Here is a 25,145-nt window from a genome sequence, read left to right as displayed (position 1 = left end):
CGCATGTCCTGGCTACGTCACGCCGGGGGCACCATGCGTCGGGGCGCAGGTCAACCGATGTGCCGCAGCCCCGACACGCCGCTGGTGGTGAAGGCGCTCAGGGTGGTCACCTTGACCACGTCGCCGGTCCTTGGTGCGTGGATGACGAGACCGTGCCCGAGGTACATGCCCATGTGCCCCGGCGCGGCAAGGCTGCCCTGGCTGCCGGGGATCAGGACCAGATCGCCGGGCGCGAGGGCTGCCTCGATGGTCGGCGCACCGTCGCGCAGCTGGTCCCAGGTGGTTCGGCCGATTGGTATGCCGGCCCGCTGCCACGCCGCCTGGGTCAGGCCCGAACAGTCGAAACGGTCTGGCCCGGTCCCTCCCCACAGGTACGGCTTGCCCAGTTGGGCCAGGGCAAAGGCGACCGCGATTGCCGCCTGCTGGCTGGTGTCGGGCGGGAGCGCGTAGCCCTCGGGGAGGCCGTGCGATGCCGGATCGCCGCGAGGCATGACGTCGGAGGCCCCGCAGTCCAGTCTCGATGCGTCGCGTTCGACGACTGCCAGGACTCCTGCGGCGCGGTCTGTCTGGCGTAGATAGTTCTCGCCGACCTCGGCCGAGTAACCGTTGGCGGATGTGGGTCGGCCGTCAAAGGCCGACTTCTGCACCAGTTGTGCAGCGCGCCAGGGCGGTTGCCCTGCCCAGTTGGGGATCGTCAGCAGGGCGTCGACGAAGAGTGTCGTGGATTCGGTGGCGCTCATCCGTTGCGCCGCGCTGCCCCAGTTTCGTCGCTGCTGGAAGAGGCCGAGCGAGTCGTGGTCGTAGCCTGTGCCTTGCGAGGGCAGACCAGCGCCGCTGGGGTCGTTGGGGTTGGCGAGGATTCGCAGGTCCGACTCGGCCATGGCCGTCATCAACGCGATCAGCGCTGCTCCGTGACCCCCGCGTCCCGATGCTGTGCTCACCACGACTCTCGCGTTTTGGGCCTGGACAGCTGAAAGGCCGACGATGGGACCGGAAGTCGTGCAACCCGGCATACGAGGCGCGCTGGGTGAGTCAATGGCGACCGCGGTCGCCAATCCCAGCCCGCCGCAGCCCAACACCGTGGCCGCGACTGCGGCGGCGGCCATCCCGGTCAGCCCCATGGTTGCCAGACGCGCAGCGGGGGGCACCATGCGTCAGGTCGTTGCGCTGTCGGTGCCTGGGGCGACAGTGTGGTGATGATGCGGCAGCTCAAGGAGGGACCCGTGAAGGTGAACAGTCGTCGTGCACCTCGGACCCTGACCGGTCCGGAAGTCGCGGACGCCCGCGCCCTTGCGCTCGAGCTGGTCGGGATGCGTGAGGCTGCACGGATCGACGCCATGGTCCAAGGGCTTGTTCTTGAGCCGGACGAGGTAGGCCGACGAGTTTCGGCGCTGTGGTTGCGAATCCGTGTTGGTGGGCAATGGAGCCCGGCGAGCTGGTCACAGGTTCTCATCAGCGATCATCGGCTGTTGGTTCGACTCAGCGGCGGGGAGCTGGTGTCACTGTGGTGGGGGTCGCTGGTCGGGTTCGAGGTGAACCTGGGCGAGCACTTCGTCATCCTGGATTTCGGCGACGGTCGGCCGCGGGCGCTATCCGGTCCGGGGGTGTCCCTGGTCGCCGTCGCTGGAGTGGCTCGGCTCTACGGTGTGGGGGCTCTGACGACGCATCCGGCGCTGGAGCCGTTGCGCGCCGGATGATGAGGAGCTGACGCCGGACGTAGAGGCGCTCGGCAGGGGTGAGGTCTCGGCTCTGCCCATAGATCGCGAACAGGCCGGCCCAGGTGGACGTGCCAGTCAGCAGTCGATGGACCGCTCGACGCTTGTTTGGGGGAAACCGCAGCTGGTCCAGCATCCGCCGAGTCACGGTTCGGGAGTGCCCGCCTGCCTGCTTGCTCGACGCGGTCACCAGGGGTTGGGCGGCGCCGTACCGACTTGCCATCAGTGCCCTCGAGACCAGGAGGTCCGCTGCGGCCGAAAGGCCCATCTCCTCGAACTCCTCGCAGGACAGCTCCAGACGTGCCGCAGCCCAGGCTTCCCACGGCGTGACGGTCATGACGCCACCGGCTCCTCGGAGTCGAGCGCGCAGAACCGGAGCGGACCGCCGGCGGGCACATGCGTGAATCCGTGCAGGGCGTCGGCCAGGGCGGCTCTGCCAGATCCGTGCATGCCCTTGGTAGCGGCGCACCGCATCTGACGGTAGAGATCGGCCGGAATCATTGCCCGGGCGCACTCTTCGTGGTCGACGACCCACTCCATCGCCGCCAACAGCTCCTGGCTGGCGTAGTCGGCAGTGACGACCACCGGCGCCTTGGAACCTAAGGGAATGACGGTGCGCCGGGTTCTCGTGCACAGGAGTAACTGCACCAGCAGCCAGAGCGCGTTTCGCTCCTCCGACGGCTCGGTGAGCGACGCACACCCGGCGAGCGCCTCGGCGATCTGCACTGCGTGGACTTCATCGGTCTTCATCGCTGCACCCCCGCTTCGTACCCTGCTGCGCCGACCCTCGCGGCGCTTCTGCGATCGAACGACGTGCCGTGTCGCACGGGAACCGTGCGGTCCGCATCTGTGGAAGTCCTGGTCGGCGTTCGCACGTCGTCCACAGGTCGCGGGACCCGGCCCCCGACCATTGGAGCGCCTTGCCCGTGGACCCTGCCTGAGTTATCCACAGCCCTGCAGCGGAGGGTGCCCTCGTCCTTGTGTTTGGCCATTTGCTTCCCTGCCTTTGCGCGTCTCGTTCCCTTCCGATACGCACCAGTCAGCCCGCCCACTGTTGACGTTCACACCGCACGTGGGTGACGCTTGGGACGTTTATGAACGACCGGTGAACGTCCCAACGTCCTGAAGCTGGCGCCGATGAGCAACGAGAGACTTGCCGGAGCGATCGCGCGCGGCCACAAGACGATTGAGCAGATCGCGCGCGAGGTCGACGTCGATCCCAAGACGGTTCAGCGCTGGATGGCCGGTCGGACACCACACCCGCGGCATCGCTACGCACTGGCTCACTTGCTGGGGGAGAGCGAGGAGTTCCTGTGGCCCGGTGTGCATCGCCGGCCGGCCGATGCACTCGGCGCGACGGCCGAGGTGGTCGCGGCCTACCCGCACCGTACCGACCTCAATACTGACCGCTGGTGGGACCTCTTCCAGGGTGCTGCAGCCCAGATCGACCTGCTCGGTTACACGCTCTACTTTCTGCCACACCAGCATCCCGAACTGGTCGAGCTCCTCCTCGAGAAGTGTGCGCAAGGGTGTCGTGTCCGCATCGCCTTGGCCGACCCAGCATCCGAACACGTCCGGCGGCGGGACGAAGAGGAACACGAGGCCATCACCTTGGTGCCGCGGATACGGTCGACACTGGAGGCGTTCGCGCCATTGCTGGAATGCGAGAACGCGGACCTGCGGTTCCAGGACGCCCCGCTGTACAACTCGGTCTTCCGATTCGATGACCAGATGCTCGTGACCCCGCACCTCTACGGGATGCCGGGTCGCTCCGCACCACTGCTCCACCTACGCAGGCTCGGACCGAGCGGGGTCTTCTCCCGGTTCTCGGCCCACTTCGAGGGGATATGGTCGGACAGCCGGGCAATCGACCAAGAGCGTCCCACTACACCGCTTCGATCCGGCACCTGATCCGAGGAGAGGTAGCCATGGGCCGGCGCGACTTCTACGACGACCCTGCCGCACCGCCGGCCAACTCTTTGGTGCCTGCCGCCTCCGCCGTGGTCATCGACAACGACAACCGGATCGTGCTTCAGCGTAGGCGCGACAATGAGATGTGGGCACTGCCGGGCGGGGTGATGGAGCTCGGCGAGTCCGTGGCCGAGTGCGCGGTCCGTGAGACCCGCGAAGAGACGGGCCTCGACGTCGAGGTCACGGGCATCGTCGGCGTCTACAGCGACCCCAAGCACGTCTTCGCATACGACGACGGTGAGGTCCGCCAAGAGTTCTCGATCTGCGTCCTGGCGCGGGTCCGAGGCGGGAACCTCGAGGTCAGTGACGAGTCGCACGAGGTGCAGGCGTTCACAGCCGACGAGATCGCCGAGCTGCCGATGGTCCCATCGATCCGCCTGCGGATCAGCGACTACCTTGCTGGCGGAGCGCCGGCAGTTCGCTAGAGGGAGACTCCGGCTTCTGCGCAATGTCGTCGTACCCGTTCGCGACCGCGCTCGAACCCGGGCATGCCAGCGAGGACGGTGCGAGCCACCACGTGATCGGGGCCGTACCGCTCGACGATCTCCGCCACACGCTCCTCGATGGTCACGATCTGCCCATCGGGACTCGTGCTCAAGTCGCAGAACGTCAAAGCGTCGTCGAGGAGCGTTCCACCAAAAGGGAACTCATCTTCGTAGTTCTCGATCCCGCGCAGTCCCGCCTCATGCCTCGCGTTCGTGTGGTGGGCGACCAGACGAGCCAAGTCCTCCTCCCCAAGCGAGCGAAGGTGTCGGGCGCCGTCGAGGGGATGGAAGCCAGTGGCCGCGAGCTCGGGGGCATATCCGATGTCGTGGAGGTATGCCGCCGCCACCAGTAGTTCCCCATCTGCGCCTTCGAGGCGGATCGACGCAGCACGGGCTGCGACGGCTTGAACGTGCGCCCAACGTCGACCCAAGGTCGACATGAACTGCTCGGCCTGGGCCCGCGCCCAATCGACTCGGTCGCCCCGCATCTGCCTCACCATACGCAGGGACGCGGTTTGGCGCGTATCGGTCACGTCGTCGACGGATGTGCACCTGGCGACGTTCCGGTCCCGGCGGCCGGCCGGGCACCAGGGGGCTTGTCATCACCGGCGGCCTGGGCCGCCAGCTTCACGCGTCGCCTGAGCTCGCGAGGCTGCCTTTCGAGGAGCTGGGCGGCTCGAGACAGTCCGGAGACCGACACGAGGTCGGACTCGGCCATGGCGAGCTCGAGATCGATCGCGTGGAGGCGTCCGACTAGCGAGTCGAGACGGTGGGCCACCTTGCCAACCTCGCGTAGGGCCTGCGACTCGGCCCGCTGCGCCTCCAACAGGCGGAGCCGGGCCTGGTGGTCAACGGTATGGGCGCGACTCATGAGTTCCTCCTCGATCGGTGTGTCAGGTCAACGGCCGCCATGGGGCACCATTCGCGGGAACCTGCCGTACCCGATGGCCAGGCGCTACCTCGGGCCCAAGAAGCGCCTTGCCCCCGCGACTTACGCGGCCGTGCCCCGCACCGCCACGGCCGCCACCCTCTGACCGCCACGCCCGGCAGCCTCTGACCGATGTCACCGGTCTCGTGCCCCCCAGCCCTCCCGCCAGCCCGCGCCGGATCCTGTCCCTCCACCCCGTCCGCGTCAGGCCCAACCTCAGATCCACACGTCTGGCACCAAGGTGGTCGGGTGGGCGCCGATGGTGCCCCTTCGACACCGTTGTCCGACTATGACGATGTCGATCAGGCGCATGACGCTCGGGGCGGGATACCGCTATCTCATGTCGTCGGTGGCCCGGGCCGACGAGGCCACCAAGGTCGCTGGGCTGACGGGGTACTACGCGGCGACAGGTACGCCGCCGGGCTGGTTTCTGGGCGCCGGCCTCGCGGGTCTTGCCGGGGGAGCGGGCGTCGAGCATGGCTCGCTGGTCACCGAGGAGCAGCTGTGGAGGATGCTCGGGATGCTGCAGGACCCGGTCACTGGTGAGCAGCTCGGGCGACCGCCGACCGGTACGGGGATGGTGTTCGTCGACCACCTCGGGCGGGTGCGGAAGGCGAAGCCGTCGGTGGCCGGGTTCGACCTGACGTTCTCCGTCCCGAAGAGCGTGTCGGTGGCGTGGGCGCTTGCGGACGAACCCACGCGGACGCGGATCCACGCCGCGCACCGGCGCGCGTTGCAGGCGGTGATCGCGTACGGGGAGTCGCAGGTGTTCGCAACCCGCACCGGCCATGCCGGCGCGATCAGCGAGGACGTGCGCGGGGTGGTCGCCACCGCTTTCGACCACTGGGACTCCCGCGCGGGGGACCCACAGCTGCACACCCACGTGGTCGTGCTCAACCGGGTTCAGTCGGTGGTGGATGGCCGCTGGCGGACCCTGGACTCCAAGGGGCTGTTCCGCGCCGCGGTCGGCATGTCCGAGCTGTACAACGGTCTCCTGGCGGATGAGCTGACCCGCGACCTGGGATGGACGTGGGTGCCGCAGGAACGAACTCGGTCGACGGAGCCGAAGTGGGAGGTCGACGGGGTCGGCAAGGTGCTGCGGGAGGAGTTCTCGCGGCGTTCGAGTGTGATCGAGCGGGCCAAGGACGAGCTGGTCGAAGCGTTCGTGGCCTCCCATGGTCGGCAACCTTCGGGCAGGGAGGTGATCGGACTGCGGCAGCGGGCGACCCTGGCCACCCGTGAGGCGAAGCAGGTCAAACCGCTGGCCGAACTCATCCAGGGCTGGCGTTTCCGCGCCCGGGACTTCGTCGGCGACGACCAGCCGGCGTGGGTCGTCGCGCTCGCGGGGCGGCATGCCCAGAAGCTCGTCACCGCGCACGACCTGGGGGACGGGATCCTCGCCGCCGCCGCCACGCTGGTGGTGGCGAAGGTCGCGGACAAGCGGGCCACGTTCACCCGGGCGAACCTGTTGGCCGAGGTACACCGGCAGCTCCACGGGGTCCGGTTCGCCACCACGGTCGACCGCATCGACGTAGCCGAACGGACCGCCACCCTGGCTGCGGACCGCGCGGTCATGCTCACCCCCGCCGCGGCCCTGAACGTCCCGGAGCACCTGCGCCGCGCGGACGGGTCCAGCATGCTGCGCGCCCGCAACAGCGAGGTCTACGCCACCCAGGAACTCCTCGACGCCGAAGCCCGACTCTTGGCTGCCGGACAATCCACCGATGGCCCCGCCGTCACCACGCGCGTCACGGCCCGGCTAGGGCGCATGCTCGTGCCCGGCAAGGAGCACGTCCTGTCCGCGGAGCAAGTCCACGCGGTCGCCGCTGTGGTCACCTCCGGTCGCCGGCTCGACGTCCTGGTTGGCGCCGCTGGGACAGGCAAGTCGACTGCCATGGCGGGAGTGCGGGCGGCGTGGGAGGCCGAGCACGGGCCTGGGTCGGTGGTCGGGTTGGCCCCGTCAGCGGCGTCCGCGGAGGTCCTTGCCGACGCGGTCGGGGTCCCCACCGAGAACACGGCCAAGTGGATCAGCGAGAACCAGCGCACCCCCGAACGCGAACAACGCCTGCAAGAGTATGCAGCGCGCCTCTCCGGCGCCTACCCCTCCGTCACCACCCGCCAACTGCAGCAGCGTGCGGCCGTGGCCCGGGCGGCATACGCACGCTGGACCCTGCGGCCCGGGCAGCTGGTCATCATCGACGAAGCGTCCATGGCCGCCACCAAGGACCTCGACCACATCACCGCCGCCGCGACCCGGACCGGTGCGAAGGTGCTGCTGGTGGGGGACTGGGCGCAGCTATCGCCGGTGCAGGCCGGCGGCGCCTTCAAGCTGCTCGCCGACGACCGTGGCGCCGACGTGGCGACCCTGCACGACGTGCGCCGGTTCCGCCACGAATGGGAGCGCGACGCCACCCTCCACCTGCGCGCCGGCAACCCCGAGGTCGCCGATACCTACCTGGCGCACGGGCGCGTCGAATCGGGCGCTCGTGAGGACGTGCTCGACCTGCTCTTCGAGGCTTGGCTGACCGACACCCGAGCGGGGCGGCGGTCACTGATGATCGCCGCTGACGCCCAGACAGTCGCGGATCTCAACGCTCGAGCCAGAGCCCACAGAGTCGCCGGGGGCGCAGTTGCGGACGGTGGTGTCACCACTGCCGACGGCACCGACGTCGGGGTCGGGGACGTAGTCGTCACCCGACTGAACGTCCGCGCACTGTCCACGGGGCGCGGCTGGGTCAAGAACGGGGATGACTGGATCGTTCGCGAGACGCGGGACGACGGATCGGTACGCCTCACCCGCCCGGACAACGGTGAGACGGCGAATCTCCCCGCAACCTATGTTGCTGAGCATCTCGAACTCGGGTACGCCTCCACAGCCCACCGCGCCCAAGGCCGCACCGTCGACACCGCCCACGCCTACGTCACCGCGACCACCACCCGCGAACCGCTGTACGTCATGGCTACCCGCGGCCGGGAATCGAACCGAATGTATGTCGACACCGCCCACGACCCGGACGACGCCACGAGGCACAGCGAACCTGAGCATGCCGATCCTGATGAAGTGCTGCGCAACGTCATCGCCACCACGGGGGCGGAAACCTCCGCCACCCAAACGCGTCGTGCCGAAGCCGCGGCGGCACGGACGCCGTGGCGCACCGAGGGACGAGATGCGACCGGTGTGGCCCTTCGCGATCTTTGAGGGCGGTGTGCGGTCAGTTGTCGGACGGCGCGGAGAGAGTCAGCTGGGCACGGTGGTGGCATCCAACAGGGCCGCAAACCCGCGGCCGACCCAGGCCGGTTGGCTCGATAGCAGGCGCACCAGCGGGAGCAACCTTCGGACGACGAGGAACCCGAAAACCATGTGGAACAGCAAGTGCTCGTTGCTCCACCGGGTTCCGGACGTGCGAGCCCGCAGTCGGGGGGCCTTCGCGGTGGCAAGCAGATACCGAAGGTCGGCGCGACAGGCGATGAGGTCGACCACGATCGCATCCCGATCCACGCCGGGGGGCACCCCTGTCATGTCGTTCATGATGGCCCTCGGATGCATGAAGGGCCAGACGCTGCCTCAAGGGACATTTGTGCCATCATGCTCCACGAGCCTAGGATCGCCACATGACGATGAAATCGCTCGATCACGTTGAGTCGCGGTTAATGGATGAGGAGGCTGCCTTGACCGCAGCGGCGTGCCTGTTCCACGGTTTCTCCGACCGATCCCGCCTTTCCATCGTTCAGCACCTCGCTCTGGGAGAGCACCGCGTGGTCGACCTGACCGGGCACCTGGGGTTGGCGCAGTCCACGGTGAGCAAGCACCTGGCGTGCCTTCTTGACTGCGGCATCGTCACGGTCCGCCCCCAAGGGCGCGCCTCGATGTACTCCCTAGCCCACGCGGAAGCGACGATGAACCTGCTCGCGGCGGCCGAGCAGCTCCTTTCCGCGGCCGGTGACGCCGTCACCTTGTGCCCTCGCTTCGGTGAGCAGGCAACCAGGTGAGCGGACACAGCCACGCCGGTACGGGTCATGCCGGTGGCGCGCACCGATGGCGCCTTCAGCTCTCCTTCGTCCTGGTGGCCGGGTTCTTCGTCGTTGAGCTAGTCACCGCCCTGACGTCCGGGTCGCTGGCGCTGTTGTCCGATGCCGGGCACATGGCCGCCGACGTCGTCGCCCTCGGCGCCGCCCTGGTCGCGACGCGTATCGCGACCCGCAAGGACACCACCGGCATGCGCACCTTCGGCTCCTACCGGGCAGAGGTATTCGCCTCCGGCCTGGCAGTCCTGCTCATGCTCGGGGTGTCAATGTACATCGCTGTCGAGGCGCTTCGACGCATCGGCGGCGCTGCCGAGGTGTCTTCCACCCCGATGCTCGTCGTCGGTGCCATCGGCCTGGTCGTCAACCTCATCGCCCTGCTGCTCCTGCGCGGCGGCGCCGGTGAGTCGTTGAACGTCAAGGGCGCCTACCTCGAGGTCGTCGCCGACACCGCCGGGTCCGTCGGCGTCATCGCCGCCGGCATCCTGGTCGGCGCCACCGGCAACGCGTGGTGGGACACCGGCATCGCATTGGCCATCGCCGCGTTCGTTGCCGTCCGCGCCGTCATGCTCGGCCGGGAGGTCCTGACCGTGCTGGGTCAGCACGCCCCCACCGACATGGCCCCCGAGGACGTCACCACCGCGCTGGCCGCGGTGCCGGGCGTGACCGATGTGCACGACCTGCACGTGTGGACCCTCACGTCGGGGATGAACGTGGCCACCGCGCACCTAATGACCGACGCCGACACCGACGCACACACGGTGTTGGACCAGGCGCGGTCGGTGATGCGGACCCGGTTCGGGGTTGAGCACGCCACCCTCCAGGTCGAACCCGACACCCACACCGGATGCAAGGAGGTCACCTGGTGACCACGTGGACCACCCTGACCAGCCCGGCCCGTCGGGCCACCCTGATGCGTCGCGCGCAGTTGCTCGCCGCGACCTCGGTGACGTACAACGTCATCGAGGCCGTCATCGCCATCACCGCCGGCAACGTCGCCGGGTCGACCGCCCTGGTCGGGTTCGGCCTGGACTCCATCGTCGAGGTGTCCTCCGGCCTGGTCATCCTCTGGCAGTTCCGGCACCCGATGCCCGAGAGCCGCGAGCACGCAGCCCGACGACTCATCGCCGTATCCTTCTTCGCCCTAGCCGCATACCTGCTCGTCGAGGCCGGTCACGCCCTGCTGACCGGCGCTCAAACCGACGACAGCCCCATCGGCATCGGCCTCGCCATCGCCTCCTTGGCGGTGATGCCGTTCCTGAGTCTGTGGCAGCGCCGCACCGGTAGCGAGCTCGGTTCCGGCGCCGTTGAAGGCGACGGAAACCAGACCCTGCTGTGCACGTACTTGTCCGCCGTCCTGCTCGTCGGCCTCGTTCTGAACGCGACCCTCGGCTGGAACTGGGCCGACTCCGTCGCAGCCCTGGTCATCGCCGCCGTCGCGGCCAAGGAAGGTTGGGAGAACTGGCAGGGAGACGACTGCTGCGCCCCGACCGCGCTGGGTGCGGTCAAGGCCAGCGATGGCGCGGCAACGGCCAGCTCCTGCGACGACGATTGCTGCCAAACCACCCCCGGGACCGTGTCAGTGGCACCGGAAGCCTCGCAGCCGGTGCCCGTCGAACTCACCAGCCGCAGCAACGACCACTGAGGGCCGGAGCCTTCCCCGACCACACACGCGCTGCGCCGAATGACCCCCAAGTACCGCCCACTCATACCGACCCAACACCGCCAGGTCGGGCCGATGTCCGAGTGAACACGACCCGGCTCGGCGGGTCGTAGGTGAGGATCGTGCCCACCGGCACTCGGACCGTCCGTGCCGCGGTCGATGATGTGACCTCCGACCCGTGGCTCGAACACGGTCGCCGCGACGTGCACCCCCAGCAGGTCGTGCTCGGCCGGCGTGAAGTCGCCGAACCCGTCGGTGAACAGGGCGAACGCCCGCTCAACCGGGACGTTCACCACCACTTTCCTGCGCACTACCGGCGCAGCGGCCGGGGTCATGACTGCTCCCTTGGTGCTCCTTCGTTGGTGTTCCGCACGTACCTGGTCAGGGTCCGATTCCAGAACGTGTCGAGCTGGTCGCGCATCGCGGCCACACCCTCGGGGTTGAGCCGGTAGATGCGGCGAGTGCCTTCGGCCTGCTCGGTGATCAGGCGGGCGGCCTTGAGGACCTTCAGGTGCTGGGACACCGCCGGTCGGCTCACGGGCAGGACGTCGGCCAGCTCACCCATGGCGCGGGGCCGTTCGGCCAGGCACTCGAAGATGGCGCGCCGCGTAGGGTCCCCGAGGGCGCTGAGCCCATCCACCTGTTGGTCAGCCACCACGAACGGTCAGTTATCACTTACCGATGGAGTTGCCCACCCTCGACCGGTGCCGGGTAGGCGTGGACGACTGCGTGCCGCAGGCGAGGAACTGCGGCGACCATCCGTTGCTGCGCGCGGTGGGCCAGCTCGTGGGCCGCCGCTGCGCTGAGGTGGGGGTCGACGTCGAGCGTGACGTCCGCTTCCAGCACGTGGCCGACCCATCGCATCCGCAGGTCACGGACCGCCACGACCTGCGGCATCGTGGTCAGGGCGTCCTGCGCGGCCTGCACCTTGTCCGGCTCCACGCCGTCCAGCAGGCGCCGGAACACGTCCCGGGCGGCGGTGCGGAGCACCATGACGATGGCGACTGTAATGAGCAGGCCCACCAACGGGTCTGCCCAGTTCCAGCCGACGGCTACACCTCCTGCCCCGACCAGGACCGCCAGGGAGGTCAGGCCGTCGGTGCGCGCGTGGTGGCCGTCCGCGACGAGAGCTGCCGAGCCGATGGCGTTGCCCTCGCGGATCCGGTACGCGGCCACGGCTTCGTTGCCGAGGAAGCCGACGAACCCGGCCAGAGCGACCCAGCCAAGGTTGTGCACCCGTGCCGGGTCGAGGAGCCGGCGGACGGCCTCCCAACCAGCCAGGACTGCGGAGGCGGCAATCATCAGGATGACGAAGAGGCCGGCAAGGTCCTCGGCGCGACCGAACCCGTAGGTGTACCGGCGGGTCGGTGGGCGGCGCCCGAGCCAGAACGCCACCCACAGCGGGATGGCGGTGAACGCGTCGGAGAAGTTGTGAATGGTGTCGGCGAGCAGAGCGACCGACCCTGACGCCAGGAAAACCAGCAGCTGGAGGACAGCGGTGAGAGCCAACCCGACGAGGCTGACCTTGACGGCACGGATGCCGCGGGCGCTGGACTCCAGGGCGTCATCGACGGAGTCCGCCGCATCGTGGGAGTGCGGGGTGAACACGTGGCGAACCCGACCCAGCCACCCGTGGTCGTGGTCGTGGTCATGATCGTGGTCACGCACTCGCTCGCCCTCGTGCGCATGATCGTGGCCGTGCAGGCCATCGACAACCCGTGGCTCGTGAGGCTGGTTCGGCACGTTCGGCGGCGCGGGCATGAGTGCAGCATACCTGCATGTATGTGAAGGTACGCAGGCGGTAGGGTTTGCTGTGTGCACGACGAACTCCCCACCTTGTCCATGCCGCACGACTACCAAGCTCAGCTGGCGGCGGAGACCTTTCGGATGCTGGCTGACCCCACCCGGGTCAAGCTGCTGTGGGCGCTCATGCAGGGCGAGTCCTCGGTGAGCTGCCTGGCCGAGCTGGCCGGTGCCACCCCCACCTCGGTGAGCCAGCACCTGGCCAAGCTGCGCCTCGCCGGACTGGTGCGGGGCCGCCGGGAAGGAACGTTCATCTACTACACGGCCGCCAACACCCATGTGCACGCCTTGTTGGCTGAGGCGCTGTCCCATGCGGAGCATGCCGATTCCGACCTGGGCTCGGAGGGCACGCACCGGCATGCCCTTGGTGCTGGCACCCCGGTCCCTTCTGACGCTGACCCATGACCCCGCTGAGGAACCCTGACCGGGCGAGCTCACGTCACGAACCCTGCGAGGGGCGACGCTGACGTTCAGCTCCCCGAGAGCAGCCCACTCATCGTGGTGATTTCCTTGGTCTGACCGTCGACGATGCTCTGGGCCAGGGTCCGGACCTGCGTGTCTTTCGTGGTGGTCAGGACGTCCTTGGCCATGGTGAGAGCGCCTTGGTGGTGGGCGATCATCATCGTCAGCCACATCCGGTCGAACTGGGCACCGGACGCCTGGCTCAGCTTGGTCATGTCGGCCTGGCTCATCATGCCGTCGCTGCCGTGGTCCATGCCGGCCATACCGTTCATGTCTGCGGAGCCGGTGGGTGCGCCCCACTGGCTGAGCCATCCGTTCATGGTGGCGATCTCGGGGTCCTGAGCGGCCTTGATCTTGGTGGCGAGGGCCTTGACGTCGGCGGAGGAGGCCCGGGTCAGGGCCAGGTTCGCCATCTCGACGGCCTGCTGGTGGTGCGGCACCATCGACTGGGCGAACATCACATCGGCCGGGTCGACCCTCGCCGCGGACGTTGCGCTCGAGCTCGCACTCCCCACCCCGTTCATCCCGGTCATGCCGTTGTGGTCGGTATCTGCCCCGCCGCAGGCGCCCAGGGCGATGGTGCCGGCGAGAGCAGCGGTGACGGACAGGGCACGAGCAGTGGTGCGCACGGCGTGAACTCCTTGCGTTGGGGGCCGGGACGCGGGTGCCGGGCCGTAAGGGGGGACTCGCAGGCCCGGCACCCACACGAACCACTGTCCGGTTCGTCCCCTGAGGGTCTGGTCGGTATCCGATGAAGGTTCGATGAAGGGCCAGCCGGACCGGGTCAGCGGCGCCCTTCCCCTGTGGTCGGGCCACTCGACCTCCGGCTACCGGCGTCGGGGTGGGGTGGGCGTCAGGTGCGGTACGAAAGCGTCGTCATCATCCCGGCCTCACCGTGGTAGGCGTTGTGGCAGTGCGTCATCCACTGGCCCGGGTTCGTTGCGTCGAGATCAACGGTGACCGTACGCATCGGGGCCACGATGACCGTGTCCTTGCGCACCCCGGGCCGTCCGTTGCCGTCCACGACGGCGAAGGTGTGGCCGTGAACGTGCATCGGGTGGAACATCATCGTCGCGTTCTTCAGCCGCAACCTCACTCGTTCCCCCCGGCGCACGTCCAGTGGCCGTTGCCGGTCGAAGGTGCGCCCGTTGATGGTCCACACGTAGCCGTCCGAGGACCCGCCCATGCCGCCACCCATCCCACCCATCGAGCCCCCGAGGACCAGGTCGTGGGTGCGGTCCACGCCGCGGGTGGGCATGGCCGCGGACGCGGCCGGTGCGAGGTCGGCAACGGTCAGGACGCGCCCGTCGAGCTCGGCCAGTCGTCCCGTAGGTGTCGGTGCCGGCCCGGTGGCGGTGCGCACCACAGCCATACCTTGGCCTTGCTTGCCCTCGGCGGACGCGACCAGCGGGAACGCGCCGTCGCCCAGGGTCAGCAGCAGGTCGACACGTTCACCCATGCCGAGTAGGACCGCGTCACCGGACACGGGCACCACGGGGAACCCGTCGGCGTGGGTGAGGCTCAGCTGGTGCCCACCGACCGCGACGCGGAACGCGGTGTCCGAGGCTGCGTTCACCAGGCGTACCCGGACCCTCTCCCCGGGACGACCGGTCAGTGTCACCGGCGCCGCCGGCACGCGGCCATTGACCAGGTAGTGCGGGTAGGCGACATCGCCGGCGCCACCCAGCAGGGGTGACGTCATCGACTCACCACCCATGCCACCTCCACCCATGCCCATGCCCATGCCGCTCATGCCGGACCCGGTGGCGGCCCTGAGCGAGGCCAGGACCTGGTCGGGGGTGCGGCCGGTGCCGTCGACCCAGTCGTCCAGGACCACGACCCACTCCTGGTCGTAGGCTCCGGGTTCGACGGGGTCGTCGACGACGAGGACGCCGTACAGGCCGCGGTCGAGCTGGACCCCGACATGTGGGTGGAAGAAGTACGTGCCCGGGTCCGGGACGGTGAAGTCGTACCGGAACGAGGTGTTCGGGGCGACCGGCGCCTGCGTCATGTCGGGGACGCCGTCCATGTCGTTTCGCAGCGCAATCCCGTGCCAGTGCACCGTCGTGGGCGCCGGAAGGCCGTTGCTCAGGTCGACGACGACGCGGTCACCTGCTCGGGCACGGATCGTGGGCCCCGGCACCGACCCGAACGACCATGTGTCGACCACAGGTCCGCCCAGGTCGACCCGTCCCGGCGCCGCAACCAGTCGGGAGGTCACAGTCCGACCGGTGTGCCGACGGGCACGGTCGACTGCCCCCACCACGGGGGAGCTCGGGCGGACGAGCCGCGACGTCGGGGACCCGCACGCCGCAAGGACTCCCAACCCGGCCAGCCCGGCGCCCCCCGCCAGTACTGCCCGTCGCGCCAGGGACACGGACGGCGGGTCGGTGTACGCGGGGTCGACCCGGTGTCGCGTGCTCGATCGGCTCATGCCCTGCTCATCAGGGCGGCAAGCCGGGACCGGTACTCGGTCTCGTCGATCTCACCTGCGGCGAACCGCTGCTCGAGCAGGGCTCGCGCCGCCGGGGACACCTCGTGCCCGACCGGGGGCGCCGAACCGTTGTCGGTCCTGGCGACCATCGTGCGGTCACGTGCACCCCATGGCCAGCGCATCACGGCCACGATGGCCACAGCCACCAGGACCCATAGCCCGACCATCATCACCGACATGACCACCCAGCTGCCCCAGCCGGTGTCGTAGCCACCCATCATCAGGACCACCCTCTTCATCTTCTTCTCGTTGTGTCCTCCCAGCGTGCGACGGCCCCACTGCACCCCCGGTCGCGCAACGATGAAGGTTCGCTGAAGAAGCACCCGGTATGGCTCTTGGCATCTCGGCCGCACGCGATGGCCTGCGACGATGTCGCCATGAGCACCCCCGACGCCGCCCAACAAGCCAGCCAAGTGCGCGGGCTGCGCGCGCTGGTCGTCGAGGACGACACCCCGATGGCTGACGTCATCGCCAGCTACCTGGACCGCGACGGGTTCGAGGTCCGCACCTGCGGCAACGGCCTCGACGCGGTCGACGTCGCCCGCGAGCTCGACCCTGATGTCGTCGTCCTCGACCTCGGTCTACCGGGCCAGGACGGGCTCGAGGTGTGCCGGCAGCTGCGCACGTTCTCCGACGCGTACGTCGTCATGCTCACCGCCCGCACCGACGAGGTCGACACCCTCGTCGGCCTGTCCGTCGGGGCCGACGACTACATGACCAAACCGTTCAGCCCCCGAGAGCTCGTCGCGAGGTTGCGCGCCATGCTGCGCCGCCCCCGGCCCATCGGTGGGCACGGGACCGCGCAGCCCCAGCTGCGCACCTTCGGCGATTTGTCCATCGACCCGCTGGGTCGCGACGTTTGGATTGGTACCGAGCCGGTCCCCTTGACCCGCACCGAGTTCGACCTCCTCGCTGCCCTGTCAGCCAGGCCGCAGATGGCGTTCAGCCGACGACAGCTCATCGAGGACGTGTGGGGGTCGGGTTGGGTCGGTGACGAGCACCTCGTCGACGTCCACGTGCTCCACCTGCGTCGCAAGCTCGGTGACGACGCCACCACGTCCCGGTTCATCCGCACCGTTCGCGGCATCGGGTACCGGATGGGGACCGGCGCATGACCACCTCGGCGCAGCCGACGCCCCCGCCGTCGCCCGAACCAGCGCGCTCAACGCCGTCGTCAGGAACGCCGGCACCTTCGTCGTCAGGGCGGGAACGGCGGCGTCCCGCGGGGCTGTCGACGCGCCTGCTGCTCGCCCAGGGGCTGCTCCTGGTCGCCGGGGCAGGCACCGCATGGCTCGTCGCCATCGCCATCGGCCCCGGCATTTTCCACCAGCACATGATCGAGGCCGGCGGCACCCACACCCCGGCCGAGCTCGACCACATCGAGCGCGGTTTCCGTGACTCGCTCGTCGTGGCGCTGTCCACCGGCCTGGTCGCTGCCGTCCTCATCGCCCTAGTCGTCACGTGGTGGTTCAGCCGACGGCTGCGCACCTCCACCGCTGCCGTCGCCGCGTCCACCACCCGCATCAGCCACGGCCACTACGACACTCGCGTGCCGACCGTCGGCCTCGGTCAGGAGTTCGACCACCTCGCCGACACCGTGAACGAGCTCGCCACCCGCCTCGGGCACGTCGAACAGACCCGCACCCGGCTGCTGGCCGACCTCGCCCACGAGATGCGCACCCCGCTGGCCAGCATCGACGCCCACCTCGAGGCCATCGAGGACGGGGTCCGCACCACCGACGCAGCCACCATGGCAGTCCTGCGCGGCAACAGCCGGCGCCTGCACCGCCTGGCCAACGACATCACCACCGTCAGCCGCGCCGAGGAAGGACGCCTGGACCTGCGACCGACGCCCACGGCAGCGGCCGACCTCCTGCGCGGCGCCGCCTCTGCTGCCTCGGACGCCTACTGCACCGCTGGTGTCACTCTGCGGACCGAGGTCAACACCCCGGCCACCATCGACGTCGACCCCGACCGCATCAGCCAGGTCCTGACGAACCTGCTCGACAACGCCCTGCACCACACAAGGGCCCCAGGAGCAGTCACCCTCACCGCCCGCCGCGGTCAGGACCACACGGTCGAGCTCGTCGTCACCGACACCGGGACCGGCATCAGCGAAGCCGACCTGCCGCACATTTTCGAACGGTTCTACCGTGCCGACCCGTCCCGCCAGCACCGGGGCGGAAGCGGCATCGGACTGACCATCAGCCGCGCCATCATCGACGCCCACGGCGGCACCCTCGTCGCCACCAGCAACGGACCCGGACGCGGCGCCACCTTCACCGCCACCCTCCCCGAATCCGGACACCACCACCCCTGACCCGCCGTGCGGCGGGGCCGCCCAAGGACCTTCACCTCTTGACGAGATACCCCCTAGGGGTATCTTGGTGGACATGGACACAACCCACGACCACGCGAACCACTCCGACCTGCCGGGGGACGTGCGGGTGTCGTCGGTGAAGGACCCCGTCTGCGGCATGGACGTCGACCCCGCCACCAGCGAGCACCGCACCGACCTCGACGGGCGCACCCATCACTTCTGCTCGCCCGGGTGCAAGGCGAAGTTCGACGCCAACCGCAGCGCCTACCAGGGCGGCGGACCCGAGGCCCACCAACACCACGCCGACCGCACCGCTCACGCCGCCGCCGCTGCCGACTCCGGTGGGGGCGTGGCGGCGGCCGAGTGGACGTGCCCGATGCACCCCGAGATTCGCCGGCCCGGACCCGGCACGTGCCCCATCTGCGGTATGGCGCTCGAACCAGTGACCGTCACCGCCGACAGTGGCCCCAACCCGGAGCTTGCCGACATGATCCGCCGGTTCAAGGTCGCGACCGCGCTGAGCATCCCGGTCCTCATCCTGGGCATGGGCCGCGACCTGGTCCCGGCCCTGCACGACGCCATCTCCACGACAGCGTCGAACTGGGCCCAACTGGCGTTCGCGACACCGGTCGTTCTGTGGGCCGGCGCCCCGTTCTTCGAGCGAGGCTGGACCTCGGTACGCACGATGAAGCTGAACATGTTCACCCTCATCGCCATGGGCACCGGCGTCGCGTGGTTGTTCAGCGTCGTCGCCACGGTGGCGCCGGGGGTGTTCCCGGAGTCGTTCCGCATGGATGGCGGTGTCGCGGTCTACTTCGAAGCGGCCGCCGTCATCACCGCCCTCGTCCTGCTCGGCCAGGTACTCGAGCTCCGCGCCCGAGAGAGCACCTCCGGCGCCATCCGCGCCCTGCTCGACCTGACCCCAAAGACCGCCCGCCGTCTTGAGGAAACCGGCAACGAGACCGACGTGCCGCTGGACCAGGTGGTCGTCGGCGACCTGCTGCGCGTCAGGCCCGGTGAGTCCGTCCCCGTCGACGGGCAGGTCCACGACGGGTCCTCCACCCTGGACGAGTCCATGGTGACCGGCGAGTCGATGCCCGTCACCAAGACCACCGGCGACCCGGTCATCGGTGGCACCGTCAACCAGACCGGTGCCCTGGTCGTGCGTGCCGGCAAGGTCGGCGCCGACACGATGCTGGCCCGCATCGTCCAGATGGTCGCCGACGCGCAACGCTCCCGGGCACCCATCCAGCGCCTGGCCGACCGGGTATCAGCCCTGTTCGTGCCCGCCGTCATCTTCGTCGCGGTCGCAGCATTCATCATCTGGGCCACGCTGGGTCCTGACCCCCGCCTCGCACACGCCTTGGTCATCGCGGTCAGCGTGCTCATCATCGCCTGTCCCTGTGCGCTCGGCCTGGCAACGCCCGTGTCGATCATGGTGGGAGTAGGACGCGGTGCGTCGCTGGGCGTGCTCATCAAGAACGCCGAGGCGCTCGAGCTGCTCGAGAAGGTCGACACCCTCGTCGTCGACAAGACCGGCACCCTCACCCAAGGTAAGCCGTCCCTGACCCACATCACCCCTGCCGACGGGTTCGACAGGAACGACGTGTTGCGCCTTGCGGCCGCGGTCGAACGCCCCTCCCAGCACCCGCTCGGGGCAGCCATCGTCGCCGCGGCGGCCGACGCCGCCCTGACGGTTCCGGACGTGACGGACTTCGACGCCCCCACCGGCAAGGGCGTGCTCGGAACTGTCGAGGGGCGACGGGTCTTGGTCGGCACCGCCTCGTTCCTAGGCGCCAACGACGTTGCCACAGCTGCCCTGGATGAGGAGGCGGACCGGTTGCGCACCGAGGGCGCCAGCGCCGTCTACGTCGCCGTCGACGGCGACCTGGCCGCGGTCCTGGCCATCGCTGACTCCGTCAAGGACACCACCGCAGTCGCGCTGGAAGCGTTGCGCCGAGACGGCATCGAGGTCGTCATGCTCACCGGCGACAACACCAGGACGGCCCAAGCCGTCGCCCGCACGTTGGGCATCGACCGGGTCGAGGCCGAAGTCATGCCCGACCACAAGAGCGATGTCGTCACCCGGCTCCGCGCCGAGGGCAAGGTCGTGGCCATGGCCGGCGACGGCGTCAACGACGCCCCCGCCCTGACCGCAGCCGACGTCGGCATCGCCATGAGCACCGGGACCGACGTGGCCATCGAGAGCGCAGGCGTCACCCTCCTGCGTGGTGACCTCAACGGCATCGTCGCAGCACGCGCCCTGTCCAAGGCGACCATGGGCAACATCCGGCAGAACCTCGTGTTCGCGTTCGTCTACAACGCTGCCGGCATCCCGCTAGCAGCGGGTGTCCTGTACCCGGCGTTCGGGCTGCTCCTGTCACCGATGATTGCCGCCGCAGCGATGGCACTGTCATCGGTCAGCGTCATCGGCAACGCGCTACGGCTACGAACCCGGCGCCTGTAGGCCGGTACCGAACATCCCGGGGCGGCCGCGCCGGCACGACCACCGTGTGGTCAGCGCGTTCGCGCGGGCGAGACGGCTGACGTCATCCGAACAAGCACGACGACACCGGACCCCGCCGTGAGGGCGGCGACGACCCAGATGGCGGGTCGGACGCCCCACAGGTCGGCGATGACGCCGGCCAAGAGGGCGCCGACTGCGAAGCCGCCGTCGCGCCACAGGCGGTAGATGCCGACCGACCGTGCCCGCCAGGCGGGGTGCGCGACGTCGCCGATGGCGGCGAGCAGGGTCGGGTACACCATCGCGGTGCCCGCGCCGAGCAGGACGGCGGCGGCGAACCAGGCCCAGAAGGTGTCGCTGAGGGCGACGAGGGCGAGGGCGACGGCTTGGGTGAGCATGCCGGTGACGATGAATGGTTTGCGCCCCCACCGGTCGGACAGTGCGCCGGTGGCGACCTGCCCGAGCCCCCAGACGGCGGGGTAGGTCGCGGCGAGCCAGCCGATGCGGCTCACGGACAGGCCGGCGGTGGCGAACAGGACGGGGAACAGTCCCCAGGCCAGGCCATCGTTGAGGTTGTTGACCAGGCCCGCTTGGCTGACCGAGGACAGCGTTCGGTCACGCCAGCTGGTGGCCGCGAAGATGTCGCGGTTGGTCAGCGTCGCCGCGCTGGCGTGCGTGGCAGGCGAAGTGGTTGCTTCGTGGTGGGCGTGGCCGCGGGTCTCACGGACGAACAGCACGGAGGCGCCCAGGCCGAGGGCAGCGAAGGCGATGCCGAGGTAGAACGGCTCGGGTCGTAGTCCGGCGTGGGCGGCGATGTACCCGGTGGCCAGTGCTGTCGCCGCGACGGCGCCGTACCCGGCGGTTTCGTTCAGTCCCATGGCGAGACCGCGTCGGGCCGGGCCCGCGAGGTCGATCTTCATGACGACGGTAGTCGACCAGGTCAGGCCCTGGCTGATGCCGAGCAGGATGTTGGCGACGATGACCCATGTCCAGGTGGGAGCCCAGATGAGCAGGAGCGGGACGGGCACTGCGAGCAGCCACCCGGCGACGAGGACGGGCTTGCGCCCGTACCGGTCGGACCAGGTGCCGGCGGCGTAGTTCGCTGCGGCCTTGGACAGCCCGAAGGCGGCGATGAACGTCAGCGCGGCGGTGTGGGCGGTGAGCCCGAACTCGTCTGCTGCGAGCAGGGGTAGGACGGTGCGTTCCTGGCCGAGCATGCCGCCGACGAGGGCGTTGACGGCCACGAGGAGCAGGAACTGCGGGAGGTTCGCGCGCAGGCCCAGGGTGGGCGCGTCGGCGCGGTCCCGACTATCGGCCGTCGGTGCGGTGCGTGTCGGCATGTCAGGCGAGGGTGAGGAAGAGCTTCTCCATCGTGGCCTGGTCCTCGGCGTTGATGCCCTCTGGGGAGGACATGCACTCACGCATCCCGGAGGACACGATGGCGAACCCGGCCCGGTCCAGAGCACGGTTGACGGCAGCGAGCTGGGTGACCACGTCACGGCAGTCACGGCCCTCCTCGATGAGGCGGATGACGCCGCCGAGCTGACCCTGGGCGCGGCGCAGGCGGTTGATGACGGGAGTCATGTCGTCGGTGTTGAGGGTGACCATCGGGATGCTCCTAGGTGGGCGGGAGGGTGCTGAGCGGAAAGTGCGGGGTGGACGGTGGTTCAGGCAGTGAGGGCGGCCAGGGCCGCGGTCAGGCGTTCGCGGGCGTCGGCAGCGACGTCGGTGAGGTTCTCGTTGCGGGTCATGGTGACCATGACCTTGGGGTCCATCGCCTCGACGAGGGTGGTGCTCGCGTCGATGGCGCGGACGACAACGTTGCACGGCAGGAGCAGCCCGATGGATGGTTCGGCCTGGACGGCTGCGTACGCCAGTGGTGGACGGCAGGCGCCGAGGATGACCTGGGCGGGGATGTCGGCGTCGAGCTTGGTCTTGAGGGTGGCGGCGAGGTCGATCTCGGTCAGGACGCCGAAGCCCTGGTCGGCAAGTGCGGACCGCGTCGCCTCCAGCGTGGGCGCGAAGGGCTGGTTCACGGTGGTGCTCAGTGCGTAGCTCACGACGAGGTCTCCTTGGTCAGTGCTGGCGGTGGTCTGGGGCGGAAGCCACTTGGTGCTTCAGGCGGGCTGGCTCTGCTGGGCGAGCTGGGCGGCGATGGCGTCCATGTCCAGGGCGCGAACACCCGCGATGACCTGCTCGAGGCCGGCTGCGGGGAGGGCGCCGGGCTGGGAGAACACCAGGATGCCGTCGCGGAACGCCATCAGGGTGGGGATGGACGTGATCTTGGCAGCAGCGGCCAGGGTCTGCTCGGCCTCGGTGTCGACCTTGCCGAAGACGATGTCCTCGTGCTGGGCCGAGGCCGCCTCGAAGACGGGTGCGAACTGGCGGCACGGGCCGCACCAGGAGGCCCAGAAGTCGACCAGGACGATGTCGCTGGCGGTGATGGTGGACTCGAAGTTCTGCCCGGTCAGGGTCGTGGTGCTCATGGGGTGCTCCTTGGTCTGCTGAGGTGAGGATACCTGCTGGGGTATGCAGCGCCATCTCAGTCTCGCCCATTCCCACCGCCCGAACAGATACCCCGTGGGGTACATCACAGGCCCGGTTCTGGATTTGACGGGAATGCCCCCAGGGGTACTACCGTTGGGTCGGTCAGATACCCCGCTGGGTATCAAAGTCCAAGTCAAGGAGAGCAGTCAGATGTCCGAGGTCAGCCTTGAAGCCTTCGCCGCGGCCCACGACGACGGCGCATGCGTCATCGACGTCCGCGAGCCCGGCGAGTACGTCGGCGGCCACGTCCCCGGCGCCGTGCTCATGCCGATGGGCCAGCTTCCGTCGCGCACCAGCGAGCTCGACCGCGACCGGACCGTCTACGTCATCTGCGCCAGCGGCAACCGCTCCAGCGCCATGACCGACTACCTCGTCCACGCCGGCTTCAACGCCCTGTCCGTGGCGGGTGGCACCTCCGCCTGGGCCACCAGCGGCCGCCCGGTCGTCACTGGTCAGCGCCCCACCGCCTGACCGCAGCGCCTCCCTCACGACCGCGTCCCGGAAAGGACCACCCATGAACACCAGCACGAGCACGACAGTGAGCACCCCGGTCATCGTCCCGATCGACACGCCGACTCTCGGCGACCGCTCCTACCTCGCCCATGACGGGCTGGTCGGCGTCGTCATCGACCCGCAGCGCGACATCGACCGCGTCCTGGCCCTGGCCGCCGACGCCGGCGTGCGAATCAGCGACGTGTTCGAGACCCACATCCACAACGACTACGTGACCGGCGGACTGGCCCTCGCGCAGGCCACCGGGGCGAAGTACCACGTCAACGCGGCGGACGAGGTGTCCTACGAGCGGTCGCCCATCAGCGACGGCGACGTCGTCGAGGTGTCCGCCACGATGCGGGTCCGCGCCATCGCCACCCCCGGCCACACCTACACGCACCTGTCCTACGCCCTCGAGGCGGCGCCCGCTGCCGGGGAGGCGTTCGAGCCGGTCGGGGTCTTCACCGGCGGGTCGCTGCTCTTCGGTGCCACCGGCCGTCCGGACCTGCTCGGGCAGGACCACACGCACGACCTGGTCCACCACCAGTTCGCTTCCGCGCACCGCCTGGCCGACGAGCTGCCCGAGCACACCCACGTCCTTCCCACCCACGGGTTCGGGTCGTTCTGCTCGGCCGGTTCCACCGGCGACACCACCGCCTCGACCATCGGTGACGAGAAGCGTCAGAACCCGGCCCTGACCCAGGAGCAGGAGCGCTGGGTCGCCGACACCCTCGTCGGCCTGGACGCCTACCCGGCGTACTACGCGCACATGGGACCGGCGAACAGCTCCGGTCCCGGGGCGCCGGACCTGAGTGCACCCGAGGCCGCCGACAAGGACACCCTCGCCGCGCGCATCGCCGGAGGCGAGTGGGTGGTCGACCTGCGCACCCGCACCGCATACGCCGCCGGCCACGTCACCGGCACCCTGAACTTCGGCGTCGACGGGCAGTTCGCCACCTACCTGGGCTGGCTCATCCCGTGGGGCACCCCACTGACCCTGCTCGGGGACAGCCCGCAGCAGGTGGCCGAGGCGCAGCGTGAGCTCGTCCGCATCGGCATCGACCACCTCGCCGGCGCCGCCACCGGCACCCCCGAGAACTGGACCGACAACGCCCTCGGCAGCTTCGAGCGCGCCGTGTTCGCCGACCTCGCCCAGGTGCGCCACCACCGCCAGGTCGCCGTCCTGGACGTCCGCCGCGCCTCGGAGTTCGACGACGGCCACATCGACGGGGCCGTGAACATCCCGCTGCACGAGCTGCTCGCCCGCATCGACGACGTCCCGGCAGGTGAGGTCTGGGTGCACTGCGCCGGCGGGTACCGCGCCTCGATCGCTGCCTCGGTGCTTGCCGCCCGGGGTGTCCCGGTGGTCGCCGTGGACGACAGCTTCGGCGAGAACGCCGCCAGCTCCGGCCTGCCCATCACCGCAGCAGCCTGAAACCTCCGACCTCGCACCTCGCAGGACCACCGAGCTCGACCCACACCCCCGTCTGAAGGAGAACCCATCATGTGCCGTCCCGTGAACTGCAAGGTCTGCGGCAAGACCACCTGGGCCGGTTGCGGCCAGCACGTCGACCAGGTCATGGCCGGCGTGGCCCGCGCCGACCGCTGCCCCGGCCACAGCGCCGACGAGAAGGCCGCCGCCAGCAGCGGCTCGTTCCTCGGACGTCTCTTCGGGCGGAACTGAGCCACCCGCTCACCCCACAAAGCTGGGAGTCGCAGTCATCCCCCCTGACGGCGGCGCCCTGACCGGGACGCGCATCCCCCGAACCGCGTCCTGG

At 69.4% G+C, this 25,145-nt stretch carries 27 protein-coding genes; 14 read left to right on the top strand and 13 right to left on the bottom strand.

Features of this window, described 5'->3' with window-relative positions; all coding sequences use genetic code 11:
- Window positions 1-50: 50 nt before the first annotated feature.
- Window positions 51-881, bottom strand: a complete 831-nt coding sequence (locus ASD62_RS03150) for a C40 family peptidase (protein WP_235530612.1) — start codon at window positions 879-881, stop codon at window positions 51-53.
- Window positions 882-1,223: 342 nt separating this feature from the next.
- Between ASD62_RS03150 and ASD62_RS03145 the strand changes: the two genes are divergently transcribed.
- On the top strand, window positions 1,224-1,697 hold the full coding sequence (locus ASD62_RS03145; protein ID WP_157581273.1) for a hypothetical protein: 474 nt from the start codon (window positions 1,224-1,226) through the stop codon (window positions 1,695-1,697).
- A gap of 351 nt (window positions 1,698-2,048) precedes the next feature.
- Here the strand turns inward: ASD62_RS03145 and ASD62_RS03140 are convergent, their stop codons facing one another.
- The gene (locus tag ASD62_RS03140; protein ID WP_056914717.1) at window positions 2,049-2,465 is read right to left on the bottom strand and encodes a hypothetical protein; all 417 of its coding nucleotides are present in this window, start codon (window positions 2,463-2,465) and stop codon (window positions 2,049-2,051) included.
- A 387-nt stretch (window positions 2,466-2,852) separates the two neighbouring features.
- Between ASD62_RS03140 and ASD62_RS03135 the strand changes: the two genes are divergently transcribed.
- Together ASD62_RS03135 and ASD62_RS03130 are read left to right on the top strand one after the other, a co-directional pair.
- A complete protein-coding gene (locus ASD62_RS03135; RefSeq protein ID WP_056914716.1) occupies window positions 2,853-3,626 on the top strand; it encodes a helix-turn-helix domain-containing protein in 774 nt (257 codons plus the stop codon).
- A 17-nt stretch (window positions 3,627-3,643) separates the two neighbouring features.
- Complete coding sequence (locus tag ASD62_RS03130; RefSeq protein WP_056914715.1) at window positions 3,644-4,111, top strand: NUDIX hydrolase; 468 nt, start codon at window positions 3,644-3,646, stop codon at window positions 4,109-4,111.
- Here the strand turns inward: ASD62_RS03130 and ASD62_RS03125 are convergent.
- Window positions 4,108-4,659, bottom strand: a complete 552-nt coding sequence (locus tag ASD62_RS03125) for an HD domain-containing protein (protein WP_082580944.1) — start codon at window positions 4,657-4,659, stop codon at window positions 4,108-4,110. The two genes, ASD62_RS03130 and ASD62_RS03125, sit on opposite strands and share 4 nt — an antisense overlap.
- Window positions 4,660-5,388: 729 nt before the next feature.
- Here ASD62_RS03125 and mobF point away from each other — a divergent pair.
- Entirely contained in the window at window positions 5,389-8,298 is a 2,910-nt protein-coding gene (gene mobF, locus ASD62_RS03115) for a MobF family relaxase (RefSeq protein ID WP_056914713.1), read from the top strand.
- Window positions 8,299-8,337: 39 nt separating this feature from the next.
- On the opposite strand, the gene ASD62_RS20430 is transcribed toward mobF, so the two are convergent.
- Entirely contained in the window at window positions 8,338-8,628 is a 291-nt protein-coding gene (locus ASD62_RS20430; RefSeq protein WP_200956845.1) for a hypothetical protein, read from the bottom strand.
- 83 nt (window positions 8,629-8,711) lie between these two features.
- On the opposite strand from ASD62_RS20430, the gene ASD62_RS03105 reads away from it, so the two are divergent.
- The 3 genes from ASD62_RS03105 to ASD62_RS03095 are packed head-to-tail and all read left to right on the top strand — an operon-like array spanning window position 8,712 to window position 10,767.
- Window positions 8,712-9,089 (top strand): helix-turn-helix transcriptional regulator, encoded by a 378-nt coding sequence (locus ASD62_RS03105; RefSeq protein ID WP_056914711.1) that lies wholly within the window; start codon window positions 8,712-8,714, stop codon window positions 9,087-9,089.
- Window positions 9,086-9,991, top strand: coding sequence for a cation diffusion facilitator family transporter (locus ASD62_RS03100; RefSeq protein WP_056914710.1), 906 nt, complete (start codon window positions 9,086-9,088; stop codon window positions 9,989-9,991). Before ASD62_RS03105 ends, ASD62_RS03100 begins: the two co-directional genes overlap by 4 nt.
- Entirely contained in the window at window positions 9,988-10,767 is a 780-nt protein-coding gene (locus ASD62_RS03095; protein ID WP_056914709.1) for a cation diffusion facilitator family transporter, read from the top strand. Before ASD62_RS03100 ends, ASD62_RS03095 begins: the two co-directional genes overlap by 4 nt.
- 349 nt (window positions 10,768-11,116) lie before the next feature.
- Here the strand turns inward: ASD62_RS03095 and ASD62_RS03090 are convergent, their stop codons facing one another.
- Complete coding sequence (locus ASD62_RS03090; RefSeq protein WP_082580942.1) at window positions 11,117-11,440, bottom strand: helix-turn-helix transcriptional regulator; 324 nt, start codon at window positions 11,438-11,440, stop codon at window positions 11,117-11,119.
- 20 nt (window positions 11,441-11,460) lie between these two features.
- Window positions 11,461-12,393: a cation diffusion facilitator family transporter gene (locus ASD62_RS03085; protein WP_369818745.1), complete on the bottom strand. Its 933-nt coding sequence runs from the start codon at window positions 12,391-12,393 to the stop codon at window positions 11,461-11,463.
- A gap of 207 nt (window positions 12,394-12,600) precedes the next feature.
- Here ASD62_RS03085 and ASD62_RS03080 point away from each other — a divergent pair, with 207 nt between their 5' ends.
- Complete coding sequence (locus tag ASD62_RS03080; protein WP_056914706.1) at window positions 12,601-12,993, top strand: metalloregulator ArsR/SmtB family transcription factor; 393 nt, start codon at window positions 12,601-12,603, stop codon at window positions 12,991-12,993.
- 65 nt (window positions 12,994-13,058) lie between these two features.
- Here ASD62_RS03080 and ASD62_RS03075 read toward each other — a convergent pair whose 3' ends face one another.
- The 3 genes from ASD62_RS03075 to ASD62_RS03065 form a co-directional block, all read right to left on the bottom strand.
- Window positions 13,059-13,679 carry a DUF305 domain-containing protein gene (locus tag ASD62_RS03075; RefSeq protein ID WP_056914705.1) on the bottom strand — a complete coding sequence of 207 codons (621 nt, stop codon included), beginning with the start codon at window positions 13,677-13,679 and terminating at the stop codon, window positions 13,059-13,061.
- 224 nt (window positions 13,680-13,903) lie between these two features.
- Window positions 13,904-15,484 carry a multicopper oxidase family protein gene (locus tag ASD62_RS03070; RefSeq protein ID WP_056914704.1) on the bottom strand — a complete coding sequence of 527 codons (1,581 nt, stop codon included), beginning with the start codon at window positions 15,482-15,484 and terminating at the stop codon, window positions 13,904-13,906.
- On the bottom strand, window positions 15,481-15,783 hold the full coding sequence (locus ASD62_RS03065) for an SHOCT domain-containing protein (RefSeq protein ID WP_056914703.1): 303 nt from the start codon (window positions 15,781-15,783) through the stop codon (window positions 15,481-15,483). Before ASD62_RS03065 ends, ASD62_RS03070 begins: the two co-directional genes overlap by 4 nt.
- Before the next feature lie 138 nt (window positions 15,784-15,921).
- On the opposite strand from ASD62_RS03065, the gene ASD62_RS03060 reads away from it, so the two are divergent.
- From ASD62_RS03060 to ASD62_RS03050, 3 genes are all read left to right on the top strand, one after another.
- On the top strand, window positions 15,922-16,659 hold the full coding sequence (locus ASD62_RS03060) for a response regulator transcription factor (protein ID WP_056914702.1): 738 nt from the start codon (window positions 15,922-15,924) through the stop codon (window positions 16,657-16,659).
- Window positions 16,656-17,864: a cell wall metabolism sensor histidine kinase WalK gene (locus ASD62_RS03055; protein WP_082580543.1), complete on the top strand. Its 1,209-nt coding sequence runs from the start codon at window positions 16,656-16,658 to the stop codon at window positions 17,862-17,864. Before ASD62_RS03060 ends, ASD62_RS03055 begins: the two co-directional genes overlap by 4 nt.
- 73 nt (window positions 17,865-17,937) lie before the next feature.
- A complete protein-coding gene (locus ASD62_RS03050) occupies window positions 17,938-20,331 on the top strand; it encodes a heavy metal translocating P-type ATPase (protein ID WP_082580939.1) in 2,394 nt (797 codons plus the stop codon).
- 50 nt (window positions 20,332-20,381) lie between these two features.
- On the opposite strand, the gene ASD62_RS03045 is transcribed toward ASD62_RS03050, so the two are convergent.
- Genes ASD62_RS03045 through trxA form a run of 4 tightly spaced genes read right to left on the bottom strand, consistent with a single transcriptional unit; the run spans window position 20,382 to window position 22,814 of the window.
- The gene (locus ASD62_RS03045; RefSeq protein WP_056914701.1) at window positions 20,382-21,668 is read right to left on the bottom strand and encodes an MFS transporter; all 1,287 of its coding nucleotides are present in this window, start codon (window positions 21,666-21,668) and stop codon (window positions 20,382-20,384) included.
- 1 nt (window position 21,669) lies between these two features.
- Window positions 21,670-21,936, bottom strand: a complete 267-nt coding sequence (locus tag ASD62_RS03040) for a metal-sensitive transcriptional regulator (protein ID WP_056914700.1) — start codon at window positions 21,934-21,936, stop codon at window positions 21,670-21,672.
- Window positions 21,937-21,995: 59 nt separating this feature from the next.
- Window positions 21,996-22,388 carry a DUF302 domain-containing protein gene (locus ASD62_RS03035; RefSeq protein ID WP_056914699.1) on the bottom strand — a complete coding sequence of 131 codons (393 nt, stop codon included), beginning with the start codon at window positions 22,386-22,388 and terminating at the stop codon, window positions 21,996-21,998.
- Window positions 22,389-22,445: 57 nt separating this feature from the next.
- Entirely contained in the window at window positions 22,446-22,814 is a 369-nt protein-coding gene (trxA, locus tag ASD62_RS03030; RefSeq protein WP_056914698.1) for a thioredoxin, read from the bottom strand.
- Window positions 22,815-23,025: 211 nt separating this feature from the next.
- On the opposite strand from trxA, the gene ASD62_RS03025 reads away from it, so the two are divergent.
- From ASD62_RS03025 to ASD62_RS03015, 3 genes are all read left to right on the top strand, one after another.
- Entirely contained in the window at window positions 23,026-23,346 is a 321-nt protein-coding gene (locus ASD62_RS03025; protein ID WP_056914697.1) for a rhodanese-like domain-containing protein, read from the top strand.
- A 43-nt stretch (window positions 23,347-23,389) separates the two neighbouring features.
- Entirely contained in the window at window positions 23,390-24,802 is a 1,413-nt protein-coding gene (locus ASD62_RS03020) for an MBL fold metallo-hydrolase (RefSeq protein ID WP_056914696.1), read from the top strand.
- A 69-nt stretch (window positions 24,803-24,871) separates the two neighbouring features.
- Window positions 24,872-25,051 (top strand): hypothetical protein, encoded by a 180-nt coding sequence (locus ASD62_RS03015; RefSeq protein ID WP_056914695.1) that lies wholly within the window; start codon window positions 24,872-24,874, stop codon window positions 25,049-25,051.
- Window positions 25,052-25,145: the final 94 nt, after the last annotated feature.

The sequence above is a fragment of the Phycicoccus sp. Root563 genome, assembly GCF_001427915.1.
GTDB lineage: Bacteria > Actinomycetota > Actinomycetes > Actinomycetales > Dermatophilaceae > Pedococcus.
Note: the sequence above shows the minus strand (reverse complement) of the source record. Positions and strands in the feature narration are given on the sequence as shown.

Bases quoted from the DNA above. Each gene is read 5' to 3' on its own strand.
- ASD62_RS03150 (WP_235530612.1), bottom strand. From the start codon at position 881: ATGGCCGAGTCGGACCTGCGAATCCTCGCCAACCCCAACGACCCCAGC.
- ASD62_RS03140 (WP_056914717.1), bottom strand. From the start codon at position 2,465: ATGAAGACCGATGAAGTCCACGCAGTGCAGATCGCCGAGGCGCTCGCC.
- ASD62_RS03135 (WP_056914716.1), top strand. From the start codon at position 2,853: ATGAGCAACGAGAGACTTGCCGGAGCGATCGCGCGCGGCCACAAGACG.
- ASD62_RS03130 (WP_056914715.1), top strand. From the start codon at position 3,644: ATGGGCCGGCGCGACTTCTACGACGACCCTGCCGCACCGCCGGCCAAC.
- ASD62_RS03125 (WP_082580944.1), bottom strand. From the start codon at position 4,659: ATGCGGGGCGACCGAGTCGATTGGGCGCGGGCCCAGGCCGAGCAGTTC.
- mobF (WP_056914713.1), top strand. From the start codon at position 5,389: ATGACGATGTCGATCAGGCGCATGACGCTCGGGGCGGGATACCGCTAT.
- ASD62_RS20430 (WP_200956845.1), bottom strand. From the start codon at position 8,628: ATGAACGACATGACAGGGGTGCCCCCCGGCGTGGATCGGGATGCGATC.
- ASD62_RS03105 (WP_056914711.1), top strand. From the start codon at position 8,712: ATGACGATGAAATCGCTCGATCACGTTGAGTCGCGGTTAATGGATGAG.
- ASD62_RS03070 (WP_056914704.1), bottom strand. From the start codon at position 15,484: ATGAGCCGATCGAGCACGCGACACCGGGTCGACCCCGCGTACACCGAC.
- ASD62_RS03065 (WP_056914703.1), bottom strand. From the start codon at position 15,783: ATGAAGAGGGTGGTCCTGATGATGGGTGGCTACGACACCGGCTGGGGC.
- ASD62_RS03060 (WP_056914702.1), top strand. From the start codon at position 15,922: ATGAGCACCCCCGACGCCGCCCAACAAGCCAGCCAAGTGCGCGGGCTG.
- ASD62_RS03055 (WP_082580543.1), top strand. From the start codon at position 16,656: ATGACCACCTCGGCGCAGCCGACGCCCCCGCCGTCGCCCGAACCAGCG.
- ASD62_RS03050 (WP_082580939.1), top strand. From the start codon at position 17,938: ATGGACACAACCCACGACCACGCGAACCACTCCGACCTGCCGGGGGAC.
- ASD62_RS03045 (WP_056914701.1), bottom strand. From the start codon at position 21,668: ATGCCGACACGCACCGCACCGACGGCCGATAGTCGGGACCGCGCCGAC.
- ASD62_RS03040 (WP_056914700.1), bottom strand. From the start codon at position 21,936: ATGGTCACCCTCAACACCGACGACATGACTCCCGTCATCAACCGCCTG.
- trxA (WP_056914698.1), bottom strand. From the start codon at position 22,814: ATGAGCACCACGACCCTGACCGGGCAGAACTTCGAGTCCACCATCACC.
- ASD62_RS03025 (WP_056914697.1), top strand. From the start codon at position 23,026: ATGTCCGAGGTCAGCCTTGAAGCCTTCGCCGCGGCCCACGACGACGGC.
- ASD62_RS03020 (WP_056914696.1), top strand. From the start codon at position 23,390: ATGAACACCAGCACGAGCACGACAGTGAGCACCCCGGTCATCGTCCCG.
- ASD62_RS03015 (WP_056914695.1), top strand. From the start codon at position 24,872: ATGTGCCGTCCCGTGAACTGCAAGGTCTGCGGCAAGACCACCTGGGCC.